General features: G+C 59.6%; 14 protein-coding genes. 8 read left to right on the top strand and 6 right to left on the bottom strand.

All coding sequences use genetic code 11. The features are described from left to right. Position 1: 1 nt before the first annotated feature. Together HMPREF3053_RS07990 and HMPREF3053_RS07985 are read right to left on the bottom strand one after the other, a co-directional pair. Positions 2–814, bottom strand: coding sequence for a type 1 glutamine amidotransferase (locus HMPREF3053_RS07990; RefSeq protein ID WP_070767549.1), 813 nt, complete (start codon positions 812–814; stop codon positions 2–4). Continuing rightward, on the bottom strand, positions 815–2,224 hold the full coding sequence (locus HMPREF3053_RS07985) for a MurT ligase domain-containing protein (protein ID WP_246819391.1): 1,410 nt from the start codon (positions 2,222–2,224) through the stop codon (positions 815–817). It abuts the gene before it with no gap. Positions 2,225–2,513: 289 nt separating this feature from the next. Between HMPREF3053_RS07985 and HMPREF3053_RS07980 the strand changes: the two genes are divergently transcribed. The 4 genes from HMPREF3053_RS07980 to HMPREF3053_RS07965 all read left to right on the top strand — a co-directional run bounded on the left by HMPREF3053_RS07980 (position 2,514) and on the right by HMPREF3053_RS07965 (position 4,807). Next, entirely contained in the window at positions 2,514–2,852 is a 339-nt protein-coding gene (locus HMPREF3053_RS07980) for a helix-turn-helix domain-containing protein (RefSeq protein ID WP_049190157.1), read from the top strand. 12 nt (positions 2,853–2,864) lie between these two features. After that, on the top strand, positions 2,865–3,764 hold the full coding sequence (locus HMPREF3053_RS07975) for an ImmA/IrrE family metallo-endopeptidase (RefSeq protein ID WP_049190155.1): 900 nt from the start codon (positions 2,865–2,867) through the stop codon (positions 3,762–3,764). A 96-nt stretch (positions 3,765–3,860) separates the two neighbouring features. Then, complete coding sequence (locus HMPREF3053_RS07970; RefSeq protein ID WP_141746274.1) at positions 3,861–4,364, top strand: PIN domain-containing protein; 504 nt, start codon at positions 3,861–3,863, stop codon at positions 4,362–4,364. Further along, the gene (locus HMPREF3053_RS07965; protein WP_049190150.1) at positions 4,361–4,807 is read left to right on the top strand and encodes a thiol-disulfide oxidoreductase DCC family protein; all 447 of its coding nucleotides are present in this window, start codon (positions 4,361–4,363) and stop codon (positions 4,805–4,807) included. The genes HMPREF3053_RS07970 and HMPREF3053_RS07965 overlap by 4 nt, the downstream gene beginning before the upstream one ends. Positions 4,808–4,866: 59 nt before the next feature. Here HMPREF3053_RS07965 and HMPREF3053_RS07960 read toward each other — a convergent pair whose 3' ends face one another. Next, entirely contained in the window at positions 4,867–6,234 is a 1,368-nt protein-coding gene (locus tag HMPREF3053_RS07960) for an exonuclease domain-containing protein (protein WP_083317234.1), read from the bottom strand. A gap of 404 nt (positions 6,235–6,638) precedes the next feature. Here HMPREF3053_RS07960 and HMPREF3053_RS07955 point away from each other — a divergent pair, with 404 nt between their 5' ends. After that, entirely contained in the window at positions 6,639–7,679 is a 1,041-nt protein-coding gene (locus tag HMPREF3053_RS07955) for a hypothetical protein (RefSeq protein WP_049171181.1), read from the top strand. Positions 7,680–7,813: 134 nt separating this feature from the next. On the opposite strand, the gene leuA is transcribed toward HMPREF3053_RS07955, so the two are convergent. Next, positions 7,814–9,631 carry a 2-isopropylmalate synthase gene (leuA, locus tag HMPREF3053_RS07950; RefSeq protein WP_049171178.1) on the bottom strand — a complete coding sequence of 606 codons (1,818 nt, stop codon included), beginning with the start codon at positions 9,629–9,631 and terminating at the stop codon, positions 7,814–7,816. Positions 9,632–9,908: 277 nt separating this feature from the next. On the opposite strand from leuA, the gene HMPREF3053_RS07945 reads away from it, so the two are divergent. Together HMPREF3053_RS07945 and HMPREF3053_RS07940 are read left to right on the top strand one after the other, a co-directional pair. Further along, on the top strand, positions 9,909–12,542 hold the full coding sequence (locus tag HMPREF3053_RS07945) for a YhgE/Pip domain-containing protein (protein WP_070767548.1): 2,634 nt from the start codon (positions 9,909–9,911) through the stop codon (positions 12,540–12,542). Then, entirely contained in the window at positions 12,542–14,839 is a 2,298-nt protein-coding gene (locus HMPREF3053_RS07940) for a YhgE/Pip domain-containing protein (protein ID WP_070767547.1), read from the top strand. Before HMPREF3053_RS07945 ends, HMPREF3053_RS07940 begins: the two co-directional genes overlap by 1 nt. Before the next feature lie 6 nt (positions 14,840–14,845). On the opposite strand, the gene HMPREF3053_RS07935 is transcribed toward HMPREF3053_RS07940, so the two are convergent. Together HMPREF3053_RS07935 and HMPREF3053_RS07930 are read right to left on the bottom strand one after the other, a co-directional pair. After that, positions 14,846–15,889 (bottom strand): class C sortase, encoded by a 1,044-nt coding sequence (locus HMPREF3053_RS07935; RefSeq protein WP_016421881.1) that lies wholly within the window; start codon positions 15,887–15,889, stop codon positions 14,846–14,848. A gap of 156 nt (positions 15,890–16,045) precedes the next feature. Next, positions 16,046–17,101, bottom strand: a complete 1,056-nt coding sequence (locus HMPREF3053_RS07930) for a DMT family transporter (RefSeq protein WP_246819389.1) — start codon at positions 17,099–17,101, stop codon at positions 16,046–16,048. Positions 17,102–17,546: 445 nt separating this feature from the next. Between HMPREF3053_RS07930 and HMPREF3053_RS07925 the strand changes: the two genes are divergently transcribed. Continuing rightward, positions 17,547–18,812 (top strand): aspartate kinase, encoded by a 1,266-nt coding sequence (locus HMPREF3053_RS07925; protein ID WP_048733180.1) that lies wholly within the window; start codon positions 17,547–17,549, stop codon positions 18,810–18,812. The last annotated feature ends 7 nt before the right edge of the window (positions 18,813–18,819 follow it).

The raw sequence follows: 18,819 nt of genomic DNA, 5'->3' as shown, positions 1-18,819 counted from the left end.
ACTAGCGCTCGCTCTTCGGACGCGGCTTGGACAGGATGCGCTCTTCGCGCAGCTTATCCACGACCTCAAGGTCCAGAGGAGCCAGGCTCGACAGGTCCTGGTCGGTCGCGCGGGCCAGCATCAGGTCGGCCAGCTGCGGATTGCGGGCCAACACAGGTCCGTGCAGGTAGGTACAGATAATCGAGCCCTGCACCGCGCCCTCGACGCCACCGGCGGGGTTAAGTGCAGCAACGTCTACTCCCGGAGCAATCCCGGAGTCCGCCTGCTCTACCTCAGGGCTGGAGTTGCCCACGCCACGGACAACCCGACCAAGCGGCTTCGCATCGGCACCCAGGGTCGTGCGACCCATGTGGTTTTCGAAGCCAGTCAGTGGGCTGGCGTCGACGTCGTCAAGCAAACCGTTCGTGGGATCGACGAGCGTGCAGATTTCGCCGATCGCGCGCGACTCGAGTGAATCGGTGGTGCAGTCGACAAGGCCGAGACCTGCGACGTCGCGTCCGCCCGCGCGGAAGGAATTGCCGAAAATCTGGAAGCCCGCGCAAATCGCGAGGATCTGCTTCCCGGCCTCGGCTGCCTTTTTGATGCCGCCGTCATTGATCAGATGCTCCACCGCGATGGTCTGCGCGACGTCCTCGCCGCCGCCGACGGTGTAAATATCCAGGTCAGTGGGGACGGCATCGCCCAGCTTGATCGGGACAATCTCGGCGTCAATCCCACGCATCCGCGCGCGTTGCCGCAGCACCAGCGCATTTCCGTCATCGCCGTAGGTGCCCAGCACGTCCGGGAGGATCAGGCCGATAGACAGCTCGCTCATTTACTTTTCCTCCTGTGCTCGTTCGATGTCGCGCTTCAAATCGCGGAAGGCGGTGTAGTTCGCCAGCACCTCAACTCGGGTGACGCTTGACGACGACCCCCGCGCCTCACACGACCGGATCGCCTGCAGCGGATTTGCGACCAACCTCGCATCAATGCCCGCATACAGCAACCGCACCGCGAGGTCAGTTCCGCGTTCGCCCGCGGATAACACATCCATGCCGTCGAAGTCTTCGAAGCGGACATCCCATAGCCAGGACAGGTCCTCGCCGTCGGCGACGTGACCGTTGACCGCGATGACCACTGCATCCGCAGTGCGATCGACCATGGACAGCGCCTCTTGCCAGCCGGCTGGGTTCTTGGCCAGCAGCATGCGCACGTGCTTCTCGGCGCCCTTGTCATCCCGCACAACCATGGTGGAGTAGCGGCCTGCAACGTTGTCGACGGTCTCGGTGGCCCGGAGGGATTTCTCCAGGTCCGCGCCCATATCGACAGCGCCCGCAATCGCCAAGGTGGCGTTGCCGCGATTGGCGTTGCCCGGCAGCGTGAGGTTCATTGGCAGGGTGTCGCCAGCAGGCGTGATGACTCCCTCCGCAGTGATGCGGTAGTCCGGCTCTGGCCGCTTGAACTCCGAGCCGTCCGGGAGTGGCTTCACGGCGTACCAGTTGTGGCCGTCCTGGATGATGGGGCCGCCGGTGCGCGGGGAAGAGGTGGCATCGTTGGTCCAGCCACCGCCCGCGGAGACCCAAATAACCTTCTTGGCATCCCACGCAGCCGACGCGATGAGTGGGTCGTCGCAGTTGGCGATGACCGTCGCCTGCGGGTTAGCGTCCACCGCAGCGCGGAGTGTGGCCTCAATCTTGTTGATCTCGCCGACGCGGTCGAGCTGGTCGCGGGAAAGGTTCAGCAGCACCAGGACCTGCGGTTTCAGGTCCTCTGCGATGTGCGGGACGTGCAGCTCATCGACCTCCAGGACCAGGCTGTCCGCATCGGGAGTGGCGAGCAGCGCGGAGATAATACCCGCGTCCATGTTGTCGCCGCCCTCGTTGGTGGCCACGTTGTGGCCAGCGGCGCGCATGGCGGCCGCGAACATACGGGTGGTGGTGGACTTGCCGTTGGTGCCAGTGATGATCGCGGCCGGGCGTCCCTTGCCGAGGGAAGCCAGAATGCGCGGGTCAATCTTCTGCGCAATCAGGCCACCAATCATGCCACCCGCGCCGCGACCGGACTTCCGGGAAGCCCAGGTGGCGGCGTGAGCGGCGGATGTGGCGAGGCCGGCGCGCAGGCGGGCGCCGGTGCCGCGCAGGCCACGAGAACTATTCGAGTCGCGGGAGCCACTCGAAGCAGTACCGTGCGGGCTGGCATCCGCGCTATCAGCGGAATGCGATTGCGGAGAGGTGCCATTTATCATGTGTGTAAATATTACGCGCACGAAAGGGCTAGGCCTAAGAAGCAGGCCTGTGAGGCCTGATGGGATTTGTGGGAGGTCTCCCTGCGGAGCCTTGAAATCTGAACTTTGAGGTGATTGCGATCATGTTGATCTTCGGGGATTAGGCGGTCATGCGGCGGAAGAGAGGAAGGAGATTACCGAGGTGAGAAAGCGTATTTGAGGAATCGAATTCAAGCACTGAATCAAAGAATTATTGTTTTGATTCATGTGTTGCCCTATACTGTCCACTAGCAGATAAGGGGGAAGAGGTATGGCTAATACAGAAAGCAACTTCTTCGGCGCGCGCTTGCATCAGTTGCGCACAAATCGTGGCATGACCACACGTGATTTGGCTGACGCCACCGATGGTGTGGTGTCGCAATCTGCAGTCAGTCGCCTGGAAAATGGCAAGGCGACTTACTCACTTGAGCAGGTTATGGCGCTTGCGTGGGCTCTTGGCGTGCCGTTGGATGAACTTGTGGAGGAAAACCCGGTCAGCCAGCGTGTGCAGGCCGTGGCCCGCACTTCACAGGATGGCGCGAGTGTTAAGGGAGCGCGGGAGATGCTTTTGCCTTACCTGCAGCTTCGAGTGCTGCTAACTCAAAATTAAGGAGGGTTCCCCATGTGCAGTGCGAGCAAGGAGGGGCTCGACCTTGCTATAGAGTTCCGCAAGAAGCACACCCTAGGAAATGATCCAATCGCCGACATCGCTGGCTTTATGCAGTTGGTTAATGCAGATTTTATGATTCTGGATTTACCAGCCAATGTTGATGCACTTGCTTTGCGTGACCCCGTGACGGGAGCGACAGTCATTGGAATTGCGAAGTCATCCGTTCCTTACCGTCAGCGGTTTACCGTTGCGCATGAAATTGGGCATTTTGTTTCCAATGATTTCGAGTCCTCGAAAATCGTTGCAGATGATGAGCACTCTGAGCCTGGAATATACGCCTGTGGCAAGCGTGATTATCAGGAAGTTCGTGCTGATGCCTTCGCTCGTAATGTGCTCTGCCCAACTGATGGGTTGAAAACAGACCAGAACCTCGGCGAGCTTATCGGTGGAGGTGACGTCCTTGCTGCGTTGTCCCATGTCGTTCGCAAGTATCAAATTTCGCCGCGAGTCGCACTTATTCAGATGAGGCGCGCAGACCTCATTAGCGAAGGGCAATCGGAAGAACTGAAAGGTGTATCAGCTCCCACGCTGGCTGCCCGGTATGGCTGGAAAGCTGACTATGACCGCGCGGTAAAGGTCTCCGAACTAGTGCAACCATCAGCGCGGTTGGTGAAAGACGTATATCGCGCTTACGAACAGGGGATAGTCGACCTTCCCAGCATTGCTTTTGCTGAAATGAGCAGTGTCGATGAGGTGAAGGAGCTGATAAGTGCATCGCAGTCACAGTTACCGCCATTGAGGCATGATGCGAATGTGCAGAATCAGGATGCGGCTGACACGGAAGCAGATCCCTTCGCGGAACTAGACGCTTTCTTCGGCGATGGTCCCGATAGTTCAGAAAGCGCCCAATAAACGATGGCTGGTTACCTCCTAATAGCTGATACAAGCGTACTTCTTAATTTCGTATGTTCGAAGAATCACCAGTATTTGCTCGACTTCGCAGGCAAGATGACCATCAGCATTCCAGGAGCAGTCAAAAATGAAGTCGAACGCAAATTGGATAAACGGCGCTTCAACTGCGGAAAGAGACACTGGGATTGGTTTCTGGGGCACCCGAATGTCGAAGTTCTCGACGATGACCACAAAAAACTTTATCCCTATGTTCGCCTCTATTCTGGTCCTGGCTATACCTTTCAAGGGGGCAAAGCTAAACACCTGGGAGAGTACATCGCTATCGCCCATTGTCTTTATGCGAAAGATCAGGGTAAGGGCGTAGCCACTGCGCTCATCATGGATGATGGTGATGCCTGTGAGCTAGCGCGGAAGCAAGAAGCTGGATACATTTTCAATACCGAGCACGTGCTACTGCAATGCGTGAAGTCGGGCTCTATTGGGTCGCGCGGGCAAGCCAAGGAAATTTGGGAAGACCTCCAGAAATTTGATGTCCTAGTCAATTTTGAGCACACCAAACTTAATGGCAAGAGTCTGTATAAAAAGGCCGCCGAAAAATGATGAACCCTGACATCACTTTCTACTACGACCGCGATTGTGGGTTCTGCGAGGCAAGCGTGACCCTTCTGGCCAAACTCAGTGGTGTCCGCATGATTGGTGCTAGTCCCGAAGACCAGTCCTTGCCAGAGGAAGTTCGTCAACACATCTCAGCTGAGGCGGTCGCCATGCTTCCAACCCCGGCGGTCGCCACAATCCCAGCCGAAGCAGCAGTCGGTGAACCTGGTGCTAAGAGCGGCCGAGAATTTCGGTACGGCCACGAGGCGATAGGTATCGCCTTGCGTGAGGGCGGCACCAAGGCACTATTCCGATGTGCGGGCACATTCCTGCTCTTCCCGCCACTGACAAAACTGTGGAGCTTTATCTATAAGGTCGTCGCTTCCAACCGTCACAGAATCAGCGCGGTCCTGGGGCTTAACGCCTGCAAACTAGACTCCACAAGATGACTATCCGGCAGGCCCGTTGCCCCAGTGCCACTGCAATTACCCAATGAGCAGCCACCGAGTCAGCCGTTAGCCTCGTCCTTCACAGCGGCCGGCGACATCTCTCCGACCAGTCGCAAGAATGCCTCATCGGAAACGATCGGAATGTCCTTCCGGTGGGCATGCATGGCCTTGCCCGTCAGTTGATCCGGTGTCACATCCGCAGGTCGGTTACACACCAGCACCGATGACTCTCGCGTGACCTTCTCCGAGTAGGCCAGCCCAGCCCGCACGCCCGCCGCAATCAGCTCATCTGGGTCCACCGACACCTCTGGTGCCACGACGAACTCCATGCCCTCCGCGAGCTTCCGCCCCGGTGTATAGCGGCCGGGGTTCTCCACGGGGCGCGGTGCCTCCATCGCGTCGACACGCACTGCCGAGCGCTGCAGACCCACAATGTCTTCGCGCAGCTGGTCGGGCGTGTACATGTTCAGGGTTGCGCCCGCATCGAGCTCGCCCTGTGCGCGGAACAGCGCAAGCGTGGTGGTGACGTCATCCAACGTCCGCACTCGCTCCGGCACCGAGATGCCAGCAATCGATGCCTCGGGCGAAGGCACATCGAGGCCATAGGCGCGCGCGACGGCGCGCAGGCGTGCGTCGTCAAGCCGTTTGCCCTGGCGACGCGCCGTTTCCAACGTATCGGCAATCCGTGCGGGCGCCGGAATCCGCGCGACGCGAGTGCGCGTACGACGACGCCCCCGCTTATTCCGCGCGGACCGCTCACGATTCGCTTGACGACGGGCCCTCTTGGCCTCGGCAACTATAAAACCCCAGACCAGCGGCGCATTATGAGCAACCAACGTGCGTCCATCGAGCGCGTGCGCGAGCTTGGCCTGGATCACCCCGAATTTCGGAGCCCCCTCGAAGTCCGCGGGCTCGAGGCCGTGGAGGTGTGTCGGGCCGGGATCTTCGGTGGGATTGATGACGACATGCCAGGTGTCCACGATGTTGCCGCTGCTGTCGGCGGTGGATACTCCCAGACTGACCAGCCGAGACGTCTTGGGGTGGATGCCCGTGGCCTGGATGGACACGATTGCGTAAGGAGCTTCCTCCGCCGACGAGAACTGCTTGTGCTCGTCAGCGGCCTTTGTTGCGGCGGTCTCGGCTGTGGCCGGTGTGGGTGTGGCTGTGGCCGGTGTGCCAGCGGTACTCGCGCCGGTTGCGATTGCGCCGGTAATAGCCGCGCTGGTCGTGGCCGCGTCGGTGGTGGTTGAGGCCGGCGTAGCTGCGTTGGTCGTGGCTGCGTCCGTTGTGGTGGAAGCCGGTGCTGTTGGTGGTGTTTTCGCGCCCGCTGCCGACGCGCGTTGAGAACGGCGACGATTCCGCCGCCGCCTCTTCGTCTGAGAAGAGGTCCCAGTCGCTTTGCGCTCCTCGCGCGCCGATTCAGTCATGCCTCAAGACTAGCGGGTGCGCTCACCCGCGGAGAAAGTGACTAGGTTTATGACACTTTGAGCACAAATTTTGCCACGAAAGTGTCATAAACCTAGTCAGTAACTTGGGCACTAGCTCGGCCTCAAGCTCAGAAGGACCGTGGGGCACGGTCACACGGGTCCCGTAAACCACGCAAACTACAAAAACCACGCAAGCCCCAATAGTTTTTCCCCCGACTGGGTGCTCAGCCGAAAAGGAATGGAACCGCGAGGGCAATTTCCGCGCCTTATTAAATAGGGGCCACAAAACAGTGCCACAAGCCAAGGCCACGAAATAGAGCCACAAAACAGCGCCACAAAAATAAGGACGAAATAACTACCACGGGGCAACAGCCACAGGACAACAACCACGGGGCGGGGGAGAAATGGTCAACAAGAAACGCAAGCAACTGGTGGCGGACCAGTTTGGAATCATTAGGCCGGATGACCAGCCGGGGAATGGATACCGCGAGGTCGCAAGGCAAGCGCGGGCCGGTTATCTGGAGCGGCTTTGCCGAGGTCACTATGTAGTCGCGCATGCCTGGGAGGGGCTCCACCGCGAGAAACGCCTGGCTATTACTGCTTTGGCGGTGGTCTCCGAGACGTCGTCAGGCGTCATTTCGGGAGCTGCAGCGCTGGCCTTGCACGGTTCGTGGGTGCTGGTGCGCGATGCGAAGATTGTGGTCGTGGGCGGGAGTCAGGAGTTCCACGGCATCGACTATTGCATGCGCCTGCGCTCGGAGATCCATCTGGATCACACGCAGGGGCTCGCGGACCGGCGGGTCGCGGTGCTCGCGCGTGCGGCCTTCGATGAGTGTCGCGTCCGGTTCAGGCAGAAGGGGCCGGAGTCCGTGTCGTGGCGGGCGGCGGTGTTGGCTGTCGAAGGTGCGCTGCGGCATGGCGCCACGCGCGATCAGCTTGAGGAGCTCCCGGCGCATTATCCCAGCGTGCGGGGCCAAGAGCTGTTTCATCGTGCGCTCGCGGTCTGTCATGGTCGTTGCGAAACGCCCGGTGAGGCGCTGACTAAAGCCGCTCTTCTCGAACTCGGCCTGAAGTTCCACGAGCAAGCCGAAATCTGGACTCGCGGCACCAGCCACGATCCGCCGCACTTTCTCGCCCGCGTGGATTTTTATATCCCTGAACTGCTGCTTGTCGTGGAGTTCGACGGCCACATCAAGTATTCGGCGAGCGAGGTCGCGCCGACGCCCGCGGCTCAGTCCAAGCTGCTCACGCGGGAGACTTACCGCGAGCGTTCGCTGCGCGCAACGGGGCTGGATGTCGCGCGGGTGGTGTGGAAAGAGGTGGAATTGCACGCAGTTCGCTTATCGACGCTCCGTTCAATCCTGATCGAGCGCGAACGCGTGGTAGCCGCAGGTGGGGTGACTTTCCGTGCGGATGTGCGCAATGCCGGCCCGTTGATTGGGTAGTTGGGTAATTGGGTAGCGGGGCCGAGGGGCCGCTGGATAGTTTGCCTCAAAAAGAAAGTGACTAGGTTTATGACACTTTGAGCACAAATTTTGCCACGAAAGTGTCATAAACCTAGTCAGTAACTATGTGGAGTTTAAGCCAGTGCGCGGTTGACCGCGCTGGTGACTGCCTTCAGCGACGCGTAGGTGATGGAACCAGCGATGCCGGAGCCCCAGACCTTGGTGCCGTTGACATCTGCGAGGACGTAGGCCGCGGCCTCGGCGTCGTCACCTGCGGTGCGAGCGTGCTGGACGTACTCCTGAACCTCGACGTTGATGCCGAGCTTCTCCAGAGCGTTGGCGTAAGCGGCCAGCGGGCCGTTGCCGACACCCTCGACGGTCTGCTCTTTACCCTCGTAGACGATGTGAGCCTTGATCTTGGTGGCATCCGACTCGTTCTGAGGGGCATCGACAGTCAGGGCAATCTGCTCGAGTGGAGCCTCGCGGTCCAGGTACTCACCTGCGAAGATGTCCCAAATCGCCTTGGAGTTGACCTCGCCGCCCTCGGCGTCGGTGACTGCCTGTACGACGGAGGAGAACTCAACCTGCATGGAGCGCGGCAGGTTCATGCCGTGGTCCGTCTTCATGATGTAGGCCACGCCACCCTTGCCGGACTGGGAGTTCACGCGAATAACGGCCTCGTAAGAACGACCAACGTCCTTCGGGTCGATGGGCAGGTAAGGAACCTCCCAGGTCACCGCGCGCAGGTCCTCGTCGGAAAGCTCCTTGACGGCAGCGCCCGGGCGGACCTTGTCTGCCATTGCGTCGAGGCCCTTGTTCACGGCGTCCTGGTGGGAACCGGAGAAAGCGGTGAAGACCAGGTCGCCGCCGTACGGGTGGCGCTCCGGAACGCGCAGCTGGTTGCAGTACTCGACGGTGCGGCGGATCAGGTCGATGTCGGAGAAATCAATCTGCGGGTCGACGCCCTGGGTCAGCATGTTCAGGCCCAGGGTGACCAGGCAGACGTTACCGGTGCGCTCGCCGTTGCCGAAGAGGCAGCCCTCGATGCGGTCGGCGCCGGCCATGTAGCCCAGCTCGGCGGTGGCGATGCCGGTACCGCGGTCGTTGTGCGGGTGCAGCGACAGGATGATGGAGTCGCGGCGGTTGAGGTTGCGGTGCATCCACTCGATGGAGTCTGCGTAGACGTTCGGAGTGATCATCTCCACGGTCGACGGCAGGTTGATGATGATTGGGTTCTCCGGCGTCGGGTCGATGACATCAACCACGGCGTCGACAACTTCCTTGGCGTACTCAACCTCGGTGCCGGTGTAGGACTCCGGCGAGTACTCCCAACGCCAGTTGGTGTCCGGGTAGTCCTTCGCGATGGTCTTAATCAGCTCTGCGGCGTCGGTGGCAATCTTCTTGATTGCGTCCTTGTCCTTACGGAACACAACATCGCGCTGCAGGATCGAGGTGGAGTTGTAGAAGTGAACGATGACGTTCTTAGCGCCGGCGCACGCCTCGAAGGTGCGGCGGATCAGGTGCTCGCGAGCCTGAACCAGAACCTGGATGGTGACGTCGTCCGGGATCATGTTCTTCTCAATGATCTCGCGCACGAAGTTGTAATCGGTCTGGGAAGCGGACGGGAATCCGACCTCAATTTCCTTGTAGCCCATCTGAACCAGCAGCTCGAACATGCGGCGCTTGCGCTCCGGGCTCATCGGATCAATCAGCGCCTGGTTGCCATCGCGCAGGTCGACGGCACACCAAACCGGTGCCTTGGTAATGCGCTTGTCCGGCCAGGTGCGGTCCTTCAGCTGGAAGTCCTGAACTTCCTGGTCGTAAGGCAGGTAGCGGTTGGTTGCCATCTGGGAGTTGCGCTGCTTATTCCAAGCAGGCTGCCCTTCCGGAATCTCGCCAGCAGGAGTGGAGATTACAGAAGGAGCGGAAATAAAAGCGTCGGAAGGAGACATGTTGTGGGCCTTTCTAATTCGGACTTTTCTTGTAGGCCGGCACAACTAACCCCGCGACGGGGAGCCGGCCTTAAACCCAAGCCCCGCCGCGGCATAGAAGCAGTAGTCCGCGTTGCATGTGATGTACCTTACCCCGTTGGTTATATGAATTTCATCATTCGGGGGTTTTAGTGGGGGAAATGTGCTCAGCCATCCACACGCCACCCACCCCACCCATCGATAGTTCTAAAGCTAGGACCAATGTATTTAGCGGGGTAAAGATGATAGCGTCCTTAAGGTGCAAACTAGCTGGTCTATTCTGAAGCGAGACTTGCGCCGTCTCCGCAATAGCCCAAGAGTGTGGGTGATTATCATCGGCGTGATGATTACCCCTGCCTTGTATTCCTGGTTCAACATCCCGGGCTTCTGGGATCCGTATGAGCACACCGAGAACATCGGCGTGGCAATTGTGAATGAGGACAAGGGCGCGAGTTCCTCGGTTACCGGAAGTCTCAATATCGGTAACCAGGTGGTCAAACAACTAAAAGAAAATCATGAACTGGGCTGGCAGTTCCCCGATGCCGAGAAGGCAGACCGAGATCTAAAGCGCGGCAAGGTCTATGCCGAAATCACCATTCCGCCGAATTTCTCGCAGGAAATGGTCGATCTGATCCAAGGGCAGGGGCATCCAGCAAAACTGACCTACCGCGCTAACCAGAAGATCAACGCAATCTCGCCGCACATCACGGCGCAGGGCGCGTCCGGCATTGATGGTCAGATTTCCGCTTCCTTTAATAAGGAGATTGCGAAGGCGGTCACCGAGGAGGTTAAGGAAGCTGGCGGCCTGCTGCAGGGGCGGTTCGATGCGGCTCGTCTCAATTCCGCTGACGCTTTCCAGGATGTCGCCGATGCGGTTGCCAATAGCCGCGATGAAGTCGGTGCTATCCAGGAGCAGATTGGCGATCTGCAGCCGACGATTGCGCAGATCAAGAAGACTCTCGGCAGCGTGGACACGGCCCTCGATGACGCCCAGGATGCGTTGACGCAGGTGCAGGCGATTACTGGTGAGCTCAGTAATGAGGTCCTGAATTTCTCCGCAGATCTCAACGACGCCTACTTGCAGGGCAGCACCGCTCTGGTGGAGGGCACCGGCAACGCCAACGCCGCGATTGGTGCGATGACTGGCAATCTGCAGGGCGCAATTTCCCGTTCGGATTCTGCGACGGCTGCGGCGGAGGACATCGTCAACCAGGCGGATCAGGTCATTGGTGGGCTGAATTCCCTGCTGGAGGCCAACCCGCTAAACGGCCCGGATAAGCAGGCAATCCAGCGCACCATCGATGCGCTCGACGAGAGCAACGCCACCAATAAAGAGCTGGTGGAGGGTCTGAAGAACGTCTCCGGCTCGGCGCAGGGAACTCTCGACTCCCTCAACGCCACCAGCGAGGCATTGGCGCAGGCCACTAAGGACGGCAAGGCCGCCTCGGATCAGATTCGTCAGGCGTCCCAGGACGCACTCCCGCAGTTGAGCAAGGCGCTTAATCAGCTCAACGCGCGCGTGGGTTCGTACGCGGCGGCGCTTGGCGCGCAAAAGGACACCGTCAAGGAAACGTCCGCGCTTCTCGACGCTACGAGTGGGCAGCTTTCTGCTGCGGATCAGGTCCTCGAGAGCTTCAAGGCCGACCTTGATGGTGTGCGCGATGGTCTGGAAACTGCGCGTCTCGATGTCCTTACCCTGGGCACCACCGAAGAGCGCGAAGCCATGAACATGGTCAACGACCTCGATCCTGAGGGTATCTCGCAGTTCCTGAGCGATCCGGCTGAGGTTAAGACCGAGGCCGTGTTCCCGGTGGATCACTACGGCTCGGGTATGGCGGCGCTGTTTACCAACCTGTCGTTGTGGATTGGTGCGTTCATTCTGATTGTGATTTTCCGCGTGGAAGTCGACGCGGAAGGTTTCAAGGAAATCACGGTGGGCCAGGCGTACATGGGCCGCACATTGCTGCTGGGCATCATCGCTACTTTCCAGGCGCTGATTGTCTCTATCGGTGACATCGTCATTGGTGTGCAGCATGTCAGCGCGGTTGCGTTCGTCCTCACCTGTGTCGTGGTGGAGTTGTGTTATCTCGCCATTATTTACAGTTTGGTGTCGGCGTTTGGCCACGTGGGACGTGGTATTGCCGTAGTGCTCGCGTTTATTCAGATTCCTGGCGCCGCCGGTCTCTATCCAATTGAGATGACCCCGGACTTCTTCCAGGCGCTGAATCCGTTCTTGCCGTTGACCTACGGCATTGATGCTCTCCGCGAGACAATTGGTGGTTTTTACTCCAATTACTACCTGAAGAACATGCTCACCCTAATGGTCATGGCAGCGATCGCCTACGTGGTCGGCTACTGGCTGCGTCGCAGTCTGTCCTCGGTCAACGTCTTGGTTAACCACCAGCTTGAAGAGGGCGGTCTGGTCAACAACGAAGAAGTCCACCTGGTCGGTAGTGGGTACAAGCTCAGTGACCTGGTCTTCGCGCTGCGCAACCGCGAGGAGTACCAGACGCGAGTCGACGAGCGGATGGAGAATCTGCGTGGCAGCTACACGCTGTTCATGCGCATGGCCATTGGCATCGCCGTGGCCGCCCTGGTGGTGCTGGGTATTTTGGCCCGTAACTACCCGGATCAGAAGGCCCTGTTCTTCGGTCTGGCTTGCCTGTTTGTGCTGCTCTGCCTCGCCTACATCGCGGTGCGCGAGTACGTCAAGCAGTCTGTGATTCACGCCCAGGAGCTCAGCGAGATGTCGGAGGAGGAGCTGCGCGCCTACATGGAGCACCAGACTTCCCATCCGCATGCGTACTCGTTGGAAAATGCTGGCGATACGTTTGAGCCACAGACGAAGGTGTCGTCGGCAAGCGTGAAGACTTCCCCAGAAGGTGAAGCCTAATGAGAAACGTTCTTGAAATTGTGCGGAATGACTTTCGGGTGATCCGCCAGAACACGATGACCGGCATCATGGTTTTCGGTCTGGTGCTGATTCCGCTGCTGTTCACCTGCTTTAATGTGCTGGCCAGCTGGGAGCCGTTTGAGAACACCGAAAAGCTGAAGATTGCGGTCGCCAGTAATGACCGTGGTCATCGCACGGATATCGGTGCGATTGACGTCAACTTGGGCAATGAGGTGCTGTCGAAGCTGAGCCGTAACCACGAAATTGACTGGCAGATTACGGATTCTGAGGACGCCATCGACGGCACTAAGTCCGGTGACTACTACGCGGCAATCGTGCTTCCGGAGAACTTCAGTACTGAACTGATGACCTTCTACGTCCGAGGCACCAAGGCGCCTAAGCTGACGCTCTATACGAATGAGAAGAAGAACGCGCTTTCGTCAATCATTACGAGTAAGGGCGCGAGTGGCGTTATTCAGGAGATTGACAAGAACTTCACGCAGGTCGTCGCCAGTGTTGGGCTGGGCGTGATCACCTCGCTGGATGAGTATCTAAACACCTCCGACTCCAAGCAGGCACTGACGCGCGTGCAAAACCGCGTTGATGACACCGCCGCGCGGCTGCGCTCCGGTGCGCAGACTGCTCGTTCGCTGTCCACGCTGGTGGAGACCACCGTGCCGCTGGTGGAGACCGCGGATTCCATTTTGGAAAACGCTGGTGCGCGGATGGACATTCTGCGCAATGGTTCGGGTGACGGCAACGTCGCAGGCGATCTGGAAGCCGCGGTCGGCAATGTTCGCGACTCGGTTAGCACGGCGCTCGACGCAACGCAGTCGAGCTACGAAGGCGTGCGCGACCGCGTCAACGAGCTTGTCGACGGCACCCAGGCCACCAGCGGCGCGACCGCGGATACCTTCGATGCGATGGCGGCCAAATTCGGCCAGCAGGCCGACGGTCTGACTGCGATGCGCGACCGCCTGGAAGACACCGTGGGGGCAGTGGTTCCGGGTGTCGCTAAGCCGGGCTACGACCGCGCGATTTCCGATCTGAACACCTCGATTGCTCGCACCCGTGGGCTGCAGGAGAGTTTCTCCGCCGTGGCGGCGGATTTGCGCGGTGGCCGGGATACGGGATCGTCGATAAGCCAGGCGAAGGACGCTTTCACGGCTGCGATTGCCGCTGTGGAAAATGCCAAAAACTCCTACGAGCAGAACCTGCGCCCGCAGATCGACGCACTGTCGGAGCCGGTGTCGCGTCTGAGCAACGACATCGAGGTCATTGGCGAGGACATTCGCGGCATCCGCGGTACGATTTCCGGCTCGCCGGTGGACACGCTGCGTAAGACCAGCGCCGCCACGATGGGTCTGAGCAACCGTTTTGATGATCTGGCCGCTCGCTTCGACGAGATTCACAACGCGCTGGAAGAGGCGAAGGACACCGGGGACCTCTCGCGAATTGCTGAGGCCGTCGGTGATGACCCAAGTGCCCTGGCAGCGCAGTTGGCCGCGCCGGTGCAGGTCGAGGAAGACCCCGTCTTCCCAGTCCAGAGCTTCGGTGCGGGTATGGCGCCGTTCTATGCGGCCCTCGCGCTGTGGATCGGTGCGCTGCTGTCGTCGGTGCTGATCCGCACCACGGTCCGTAGCCGCGGCGGTCAGAAGGTCGGCGATGATGAGGCCGAGAATGTGGTCAGCGATGCAGTCGATGATGCGCAGGGCGATGCAGCCAGCGATGAAATCGACGAGCCGACCAGTGACGCACAAATCAACGCTGCGCAGGCCGATGACTACACCCGCGTCGAGAAGTACTTCGGCCGGTTCGCCACCTTCGCCAGCGTGGGCCTGGTTCAGTCCACACTGATGGTGTTGGGACTCCAGGTGTACGTGGGCATCGAGCCCGCGCACCGATTCCTGATGCTGCTGGCCGGCTGGGTGATTTCGCTGGTGTTTATGATGATCGTCTTCTCGTTCGTCTTCACCTTCGACAACGCCGGCAAGGCCATCTGCGTGCTGTTGCTGGTGATGCAGGTCTCGGCCGCAGGTGGCGCGTATCCGCTGCCGCTGGTGCCACAGTGGGTCCAGAACATTAGCCCTTGGCTGCCGGGTACCTACGCGATCGATATGTTCCGCAGCTCCATCGCCGGTATCTATGAGGCAGACTACTGGAAGCTGATGTTCATGTTGGCGCTGTTCATCATCCCGTCGCTGATTCTGGCGCTGGGCCTTCAGCGCATCTTTGAAAAGGGAATCAACGAGATCAAGAACGCAATCGAGGAGACGAAGGTGATGGCGACTTCGTAAGGGGGCCTAATCCTCCGCCTCGTCATTCTCTGTCTCGTCGCTCTCGCGCTCGGCTTCCGGCTCGCCCTTGCCGTCGCGCGAGAGCTTCCGCAGCCACCAAATCAGCAGCGCAATGATCACCGCCGCTGCTGCCAGGATGGCCCACATCCACCACTGCCACTGCGAACCGCTGCCGTCGAACACGGACTCCTCGTCAGGATCCATCGGCACCTGATGCCCCGTCACCAGCAGTCGGTGCGTGTTAATGCCGTAAGGCGTGCACGTAATCAGGGTGATCAGGTCTTCTCCGGGGACGCGTCGTAAAGCATCGGTTTCATCCGGCTTTACGACGGCTACGTCGTGGACCTCATACTTCAACTTGTGACCCGCGACTGCGATGTAGAACGCGTCGCCCTTCTTGACCTTGTCGAGGTTGTCCCACAGCGTCGCATTTTGCAGACCCGTATGCGCCGACAGCGACGCGTGACGACCTTCACCCTCGCCCACTCCGCCGACCGGGAAGTCGGTGCCGTAGAGGTGACCGACACCGCGCGAGAGCGACTTTTCCGACGTGCCGTGGAAAATGGGCAGGTCAGAGTTGATGGACGGGATGACGATGCGGCCGAGCGCGTCGGTCTCGCCAAGCACGTCGAGGTAGTGGCGGTAGCGCTGGTACTCCGGGGAAGACTCGTCATCGGAGGTGGTCCAGGCGTCGCCGGGATTGACCTCGCCGAGGCTGGCGTTGTACTCGTGGGCCTCATTCCAGGCGGTGTCCAAGACCTCAGGAGGAGCGGATTTCTCCAGCTTGGAGTATTCATCTGCGGCGCGGGCCTGCAGGAAGTTGTTCCACTGCGTTGCGACAACCGGGTACAGCAGCACTCCCAAACCACCAATGATCAACAGCAGGGCGATGATGGTGTTCGAGTTGAGCTTCTTGCCTTTTTGGGGCTTTGCTTGGGTTTTGGATGCGGCGCTGGCGTTAGTATCGTTTGCGCGTTCGGACTTCCGCTTAGATGTCGGTTTAGATGCCCGCTTGGAAGTTGCCCGCTTGGAATGGGAATGACGCCCCATCGAGTCCTACCTTTGGTGACCTTGTGCATAGCGGCCACGGGTCTTTCTCACCAGGGACAGTTCCCGGGCAGGGATAGCCAGGCCGACAAATCGCTAACGACTTAATAAGTGCACATACCAATTTAGGTCATGCAACCCGGGAGAGCTGAACTCTACTCACCGTGCTGTGGCATCGGTGGAATCTGTGGTGGTGTTTGCGGTGCTTGTGGTGTCGGTGTCTGCGGTGTTTGCGATGCTTGGGGCGTCGGTGGTCGCGGTGTCTGCGGTGTTTTCGGTGCTTGGGGCGCTTGTGGAGCTTGTGGAGGTCGCCTCTGCCGGCCGAGCCGCCAGGGCAATAGTGGCAGAAATCATGGTCACCAGTGCGATAAACAGCGCCACCCACTGCACACCAACCGCCTGGAAGCGCTCACCAAGAACGATGTATCCCAAGCTGAAGGCAACGATCGGCTCCACGACGGTCATAGCTGGCAGCGAAGCCTGCAACGGTCCCGCGTTAAAAGCCGCCTGCTGCAGGCCGACGCCAATAACCGCCAGTGCCACCAGCAGCCAGAGTTCCCAGGAGAGCAGGAGTTGGACGAGTCCGTCATTGACATAAGTATCGACCACCGACTTAGACAGCAACGCGACGAAGCCGTACAGCCAGCCGGTTGCCGTGCCGAGCAGTAGGGCCTTCGGGTTCTGGCGCAGCACTCCGCGCTGTTTGGTGTCTGAGCCGCCGCCGGCGCCGGTGCCGGTGTTGGGCCACTGAACTGCAGCGGCGTAAAGCCCGCAGGTGACCACGCCACCGACGGCGAGAGCCCATCCCCACAGGTAGGTGGGGATATCGGTGGAGCCGGCAGTCGGCTTGCCGAGCAACACCAGCGTCGCCACCGCAAAAGTAAGCGCCACGGACCAGATCATCTCTGACCGCGAAATCCGCCGACCGTTGACCTTCGCTGCCAGCGGGAGCGTGAGCATCAGCTTCATGACCAGCAACGGCTGCACCAGGAGCAACGTGCCGAATGCCAACGCCGTGACCTGAAATACATACCCGGCAATCGCCAGGCCCGAGCCCAGCCACCAGCGCGGCAGCTTCAGGGTCTTCGCCACTCCGCGAAGTGTGCTGGTGCCCTCTTCCAGTGTTCCGGAGAGGTTGTGGCGGATGACGGTTCCCCACGCGATGCTGAGTGCGGACAGCAGTGCCAGTATCGCTGCGAGAAGGTCATTGTTCACGTAGGAGATGCTAGGCACGCAACACTTGTCATGTCCACTTCGCAGGGGTTGGGCGGGGCAGTGCTTGGTGCCCGCAGCGCCTCGGGAATTAGCTGGTTCGGCCAAGAAGCTGACTGAGCCCGGAGTGGAGCTGGCTGAGCCCGGAGTTCTTGGCACAGTACCGAGAGTTACTGACTAGGTTTATGTCAGTTTTGACAAGTTTCAGGGCATATTTTTGTCATAAACTTAGTCAGTTTCACATTTGCAGCCCGCAGCAGCGTCCGATCCGCACCCAACCCATGCCCAATAACCCCGCAACCCCTACGCAACCCGATCCAAACCCTCCACACAACCCCCGCAAGCTACGTTTTGGTAACCCACTATGTAATTACGAATGCGACTCAAGTAAATTGAGTCAATAATAGTTACGTGCATATAGTTGCCTAGTTTTTGGAGGTTGCCGACCATGGCACTGGTTGTGCAGAAGTACGGTGGTTCATCCCTGGAGAGCGCCGAACGCATTCGTCGTGTTGCAGAACGAATTGTGGAAACCAAAAAGCAGGGCAATGACGTCGTGGTTGTCTGCTCGGCAATGGGCGACACCACCGATGAGCTTCTGGACCTCGCTGAGCAGGTCAACCCGGTCCCGCCGGGACGCGAGATGGACATGCTCCTGACCGCCGGTGAGCGTATTTCTAATGCGCTGGTCGCTATGGCAATCGCAAGCCTCGGCGCATCGGCCCGTTCTTTTACCGGTTCGCAGGCCGGCGTAATTACTACGGAGCGCCACGGTAACGCCCGCATTGTCGAGGTCACTCCGGGCCGTGTCCGCGAGGCTCTCGACGAGGGCCACATCTGCCTGGTGGCCGGTTTCCAGGGTGTGAACCGCGAGACCAAGGACGTCACTACGCTGGGCCGTGGTGGCTCGGATACCACTGCGGTCGCTCTCGCGGCAGCTCTGGAGGCAGACGTCTGCGAGATTTACTCCGACGTGGATGGCGTGTACACGGCGGATCCGCGCATTGTGCCGGATGCACAGCGCTTGGACACCATTTCCTTCGAGGAGATGCTGGAGATGGCCGCGGTTGGCGCGAAGATTTTGCAGCTGCGAAGTGTCGAATACGCCCGCGCGTTTAACGTCCCGTTGCGTGTGCGTTCGTCGTATAGCAATGAACTTGGCACCCTTGTTGATGGATCGATGGAGGATATCCCTATGGAAGAAGCAGTGTTGACCGGTGTGGCTCATGACCGCTCCGAGGCGAAGGTGACCGTGCTGGGCATTCCGGATGATCCGGGCCAGGCGGCGAAGATGTTCCGTGCTGTTGCGGATGCGGAGATCAACATCGATATGGTGCTGCAGAACGTCTCCACCGTCGCGGATAACCGCACTGACATTACTTTCACGTGCCCGCGCGAGGATGCTCCGAAGGCGATGGCGTTGCTGAAGAAGCTGCAGGCTGACAACGACTGGAAGGACGTGCTTTACGACGATCACGTGGGCAAGGTCTCCTTGGTCGGTGCTGGCATGAAGTCCCACCCGGGTGTGACTGCGACGTTCTGTGAGGCGCTCGCTGATGAGGGTGTGAATATCGATCTGATTTCCACTTCTGAGATTCGTATCTCGGTGCTGGTTAATGACCAGGATGTCGACAAGTCTGTGAAGGCCCTGCACGACGCTTTCAATCTCGGTGGCGACACTGAGGCTGTTGTTTACGCTGGTACGGGACGTTAAGGAGTTC

This window comes from Corynebacterium sp. HMSC064E07, from assembly GCF_001815745.1.
GTDB classification, from domain to species: Bacteria; Actinomycetota; Actinomycetes; order Mycobacteriales; family Mycobacteriaceae; genus Corynebacterium; species Corynebacterium jeikeium_D.
The sequence above is the reverse complement of the archived record's forward strand: the minus strand, read 5'-3'. Positions and strand labels throughout refer to the sequence as shown.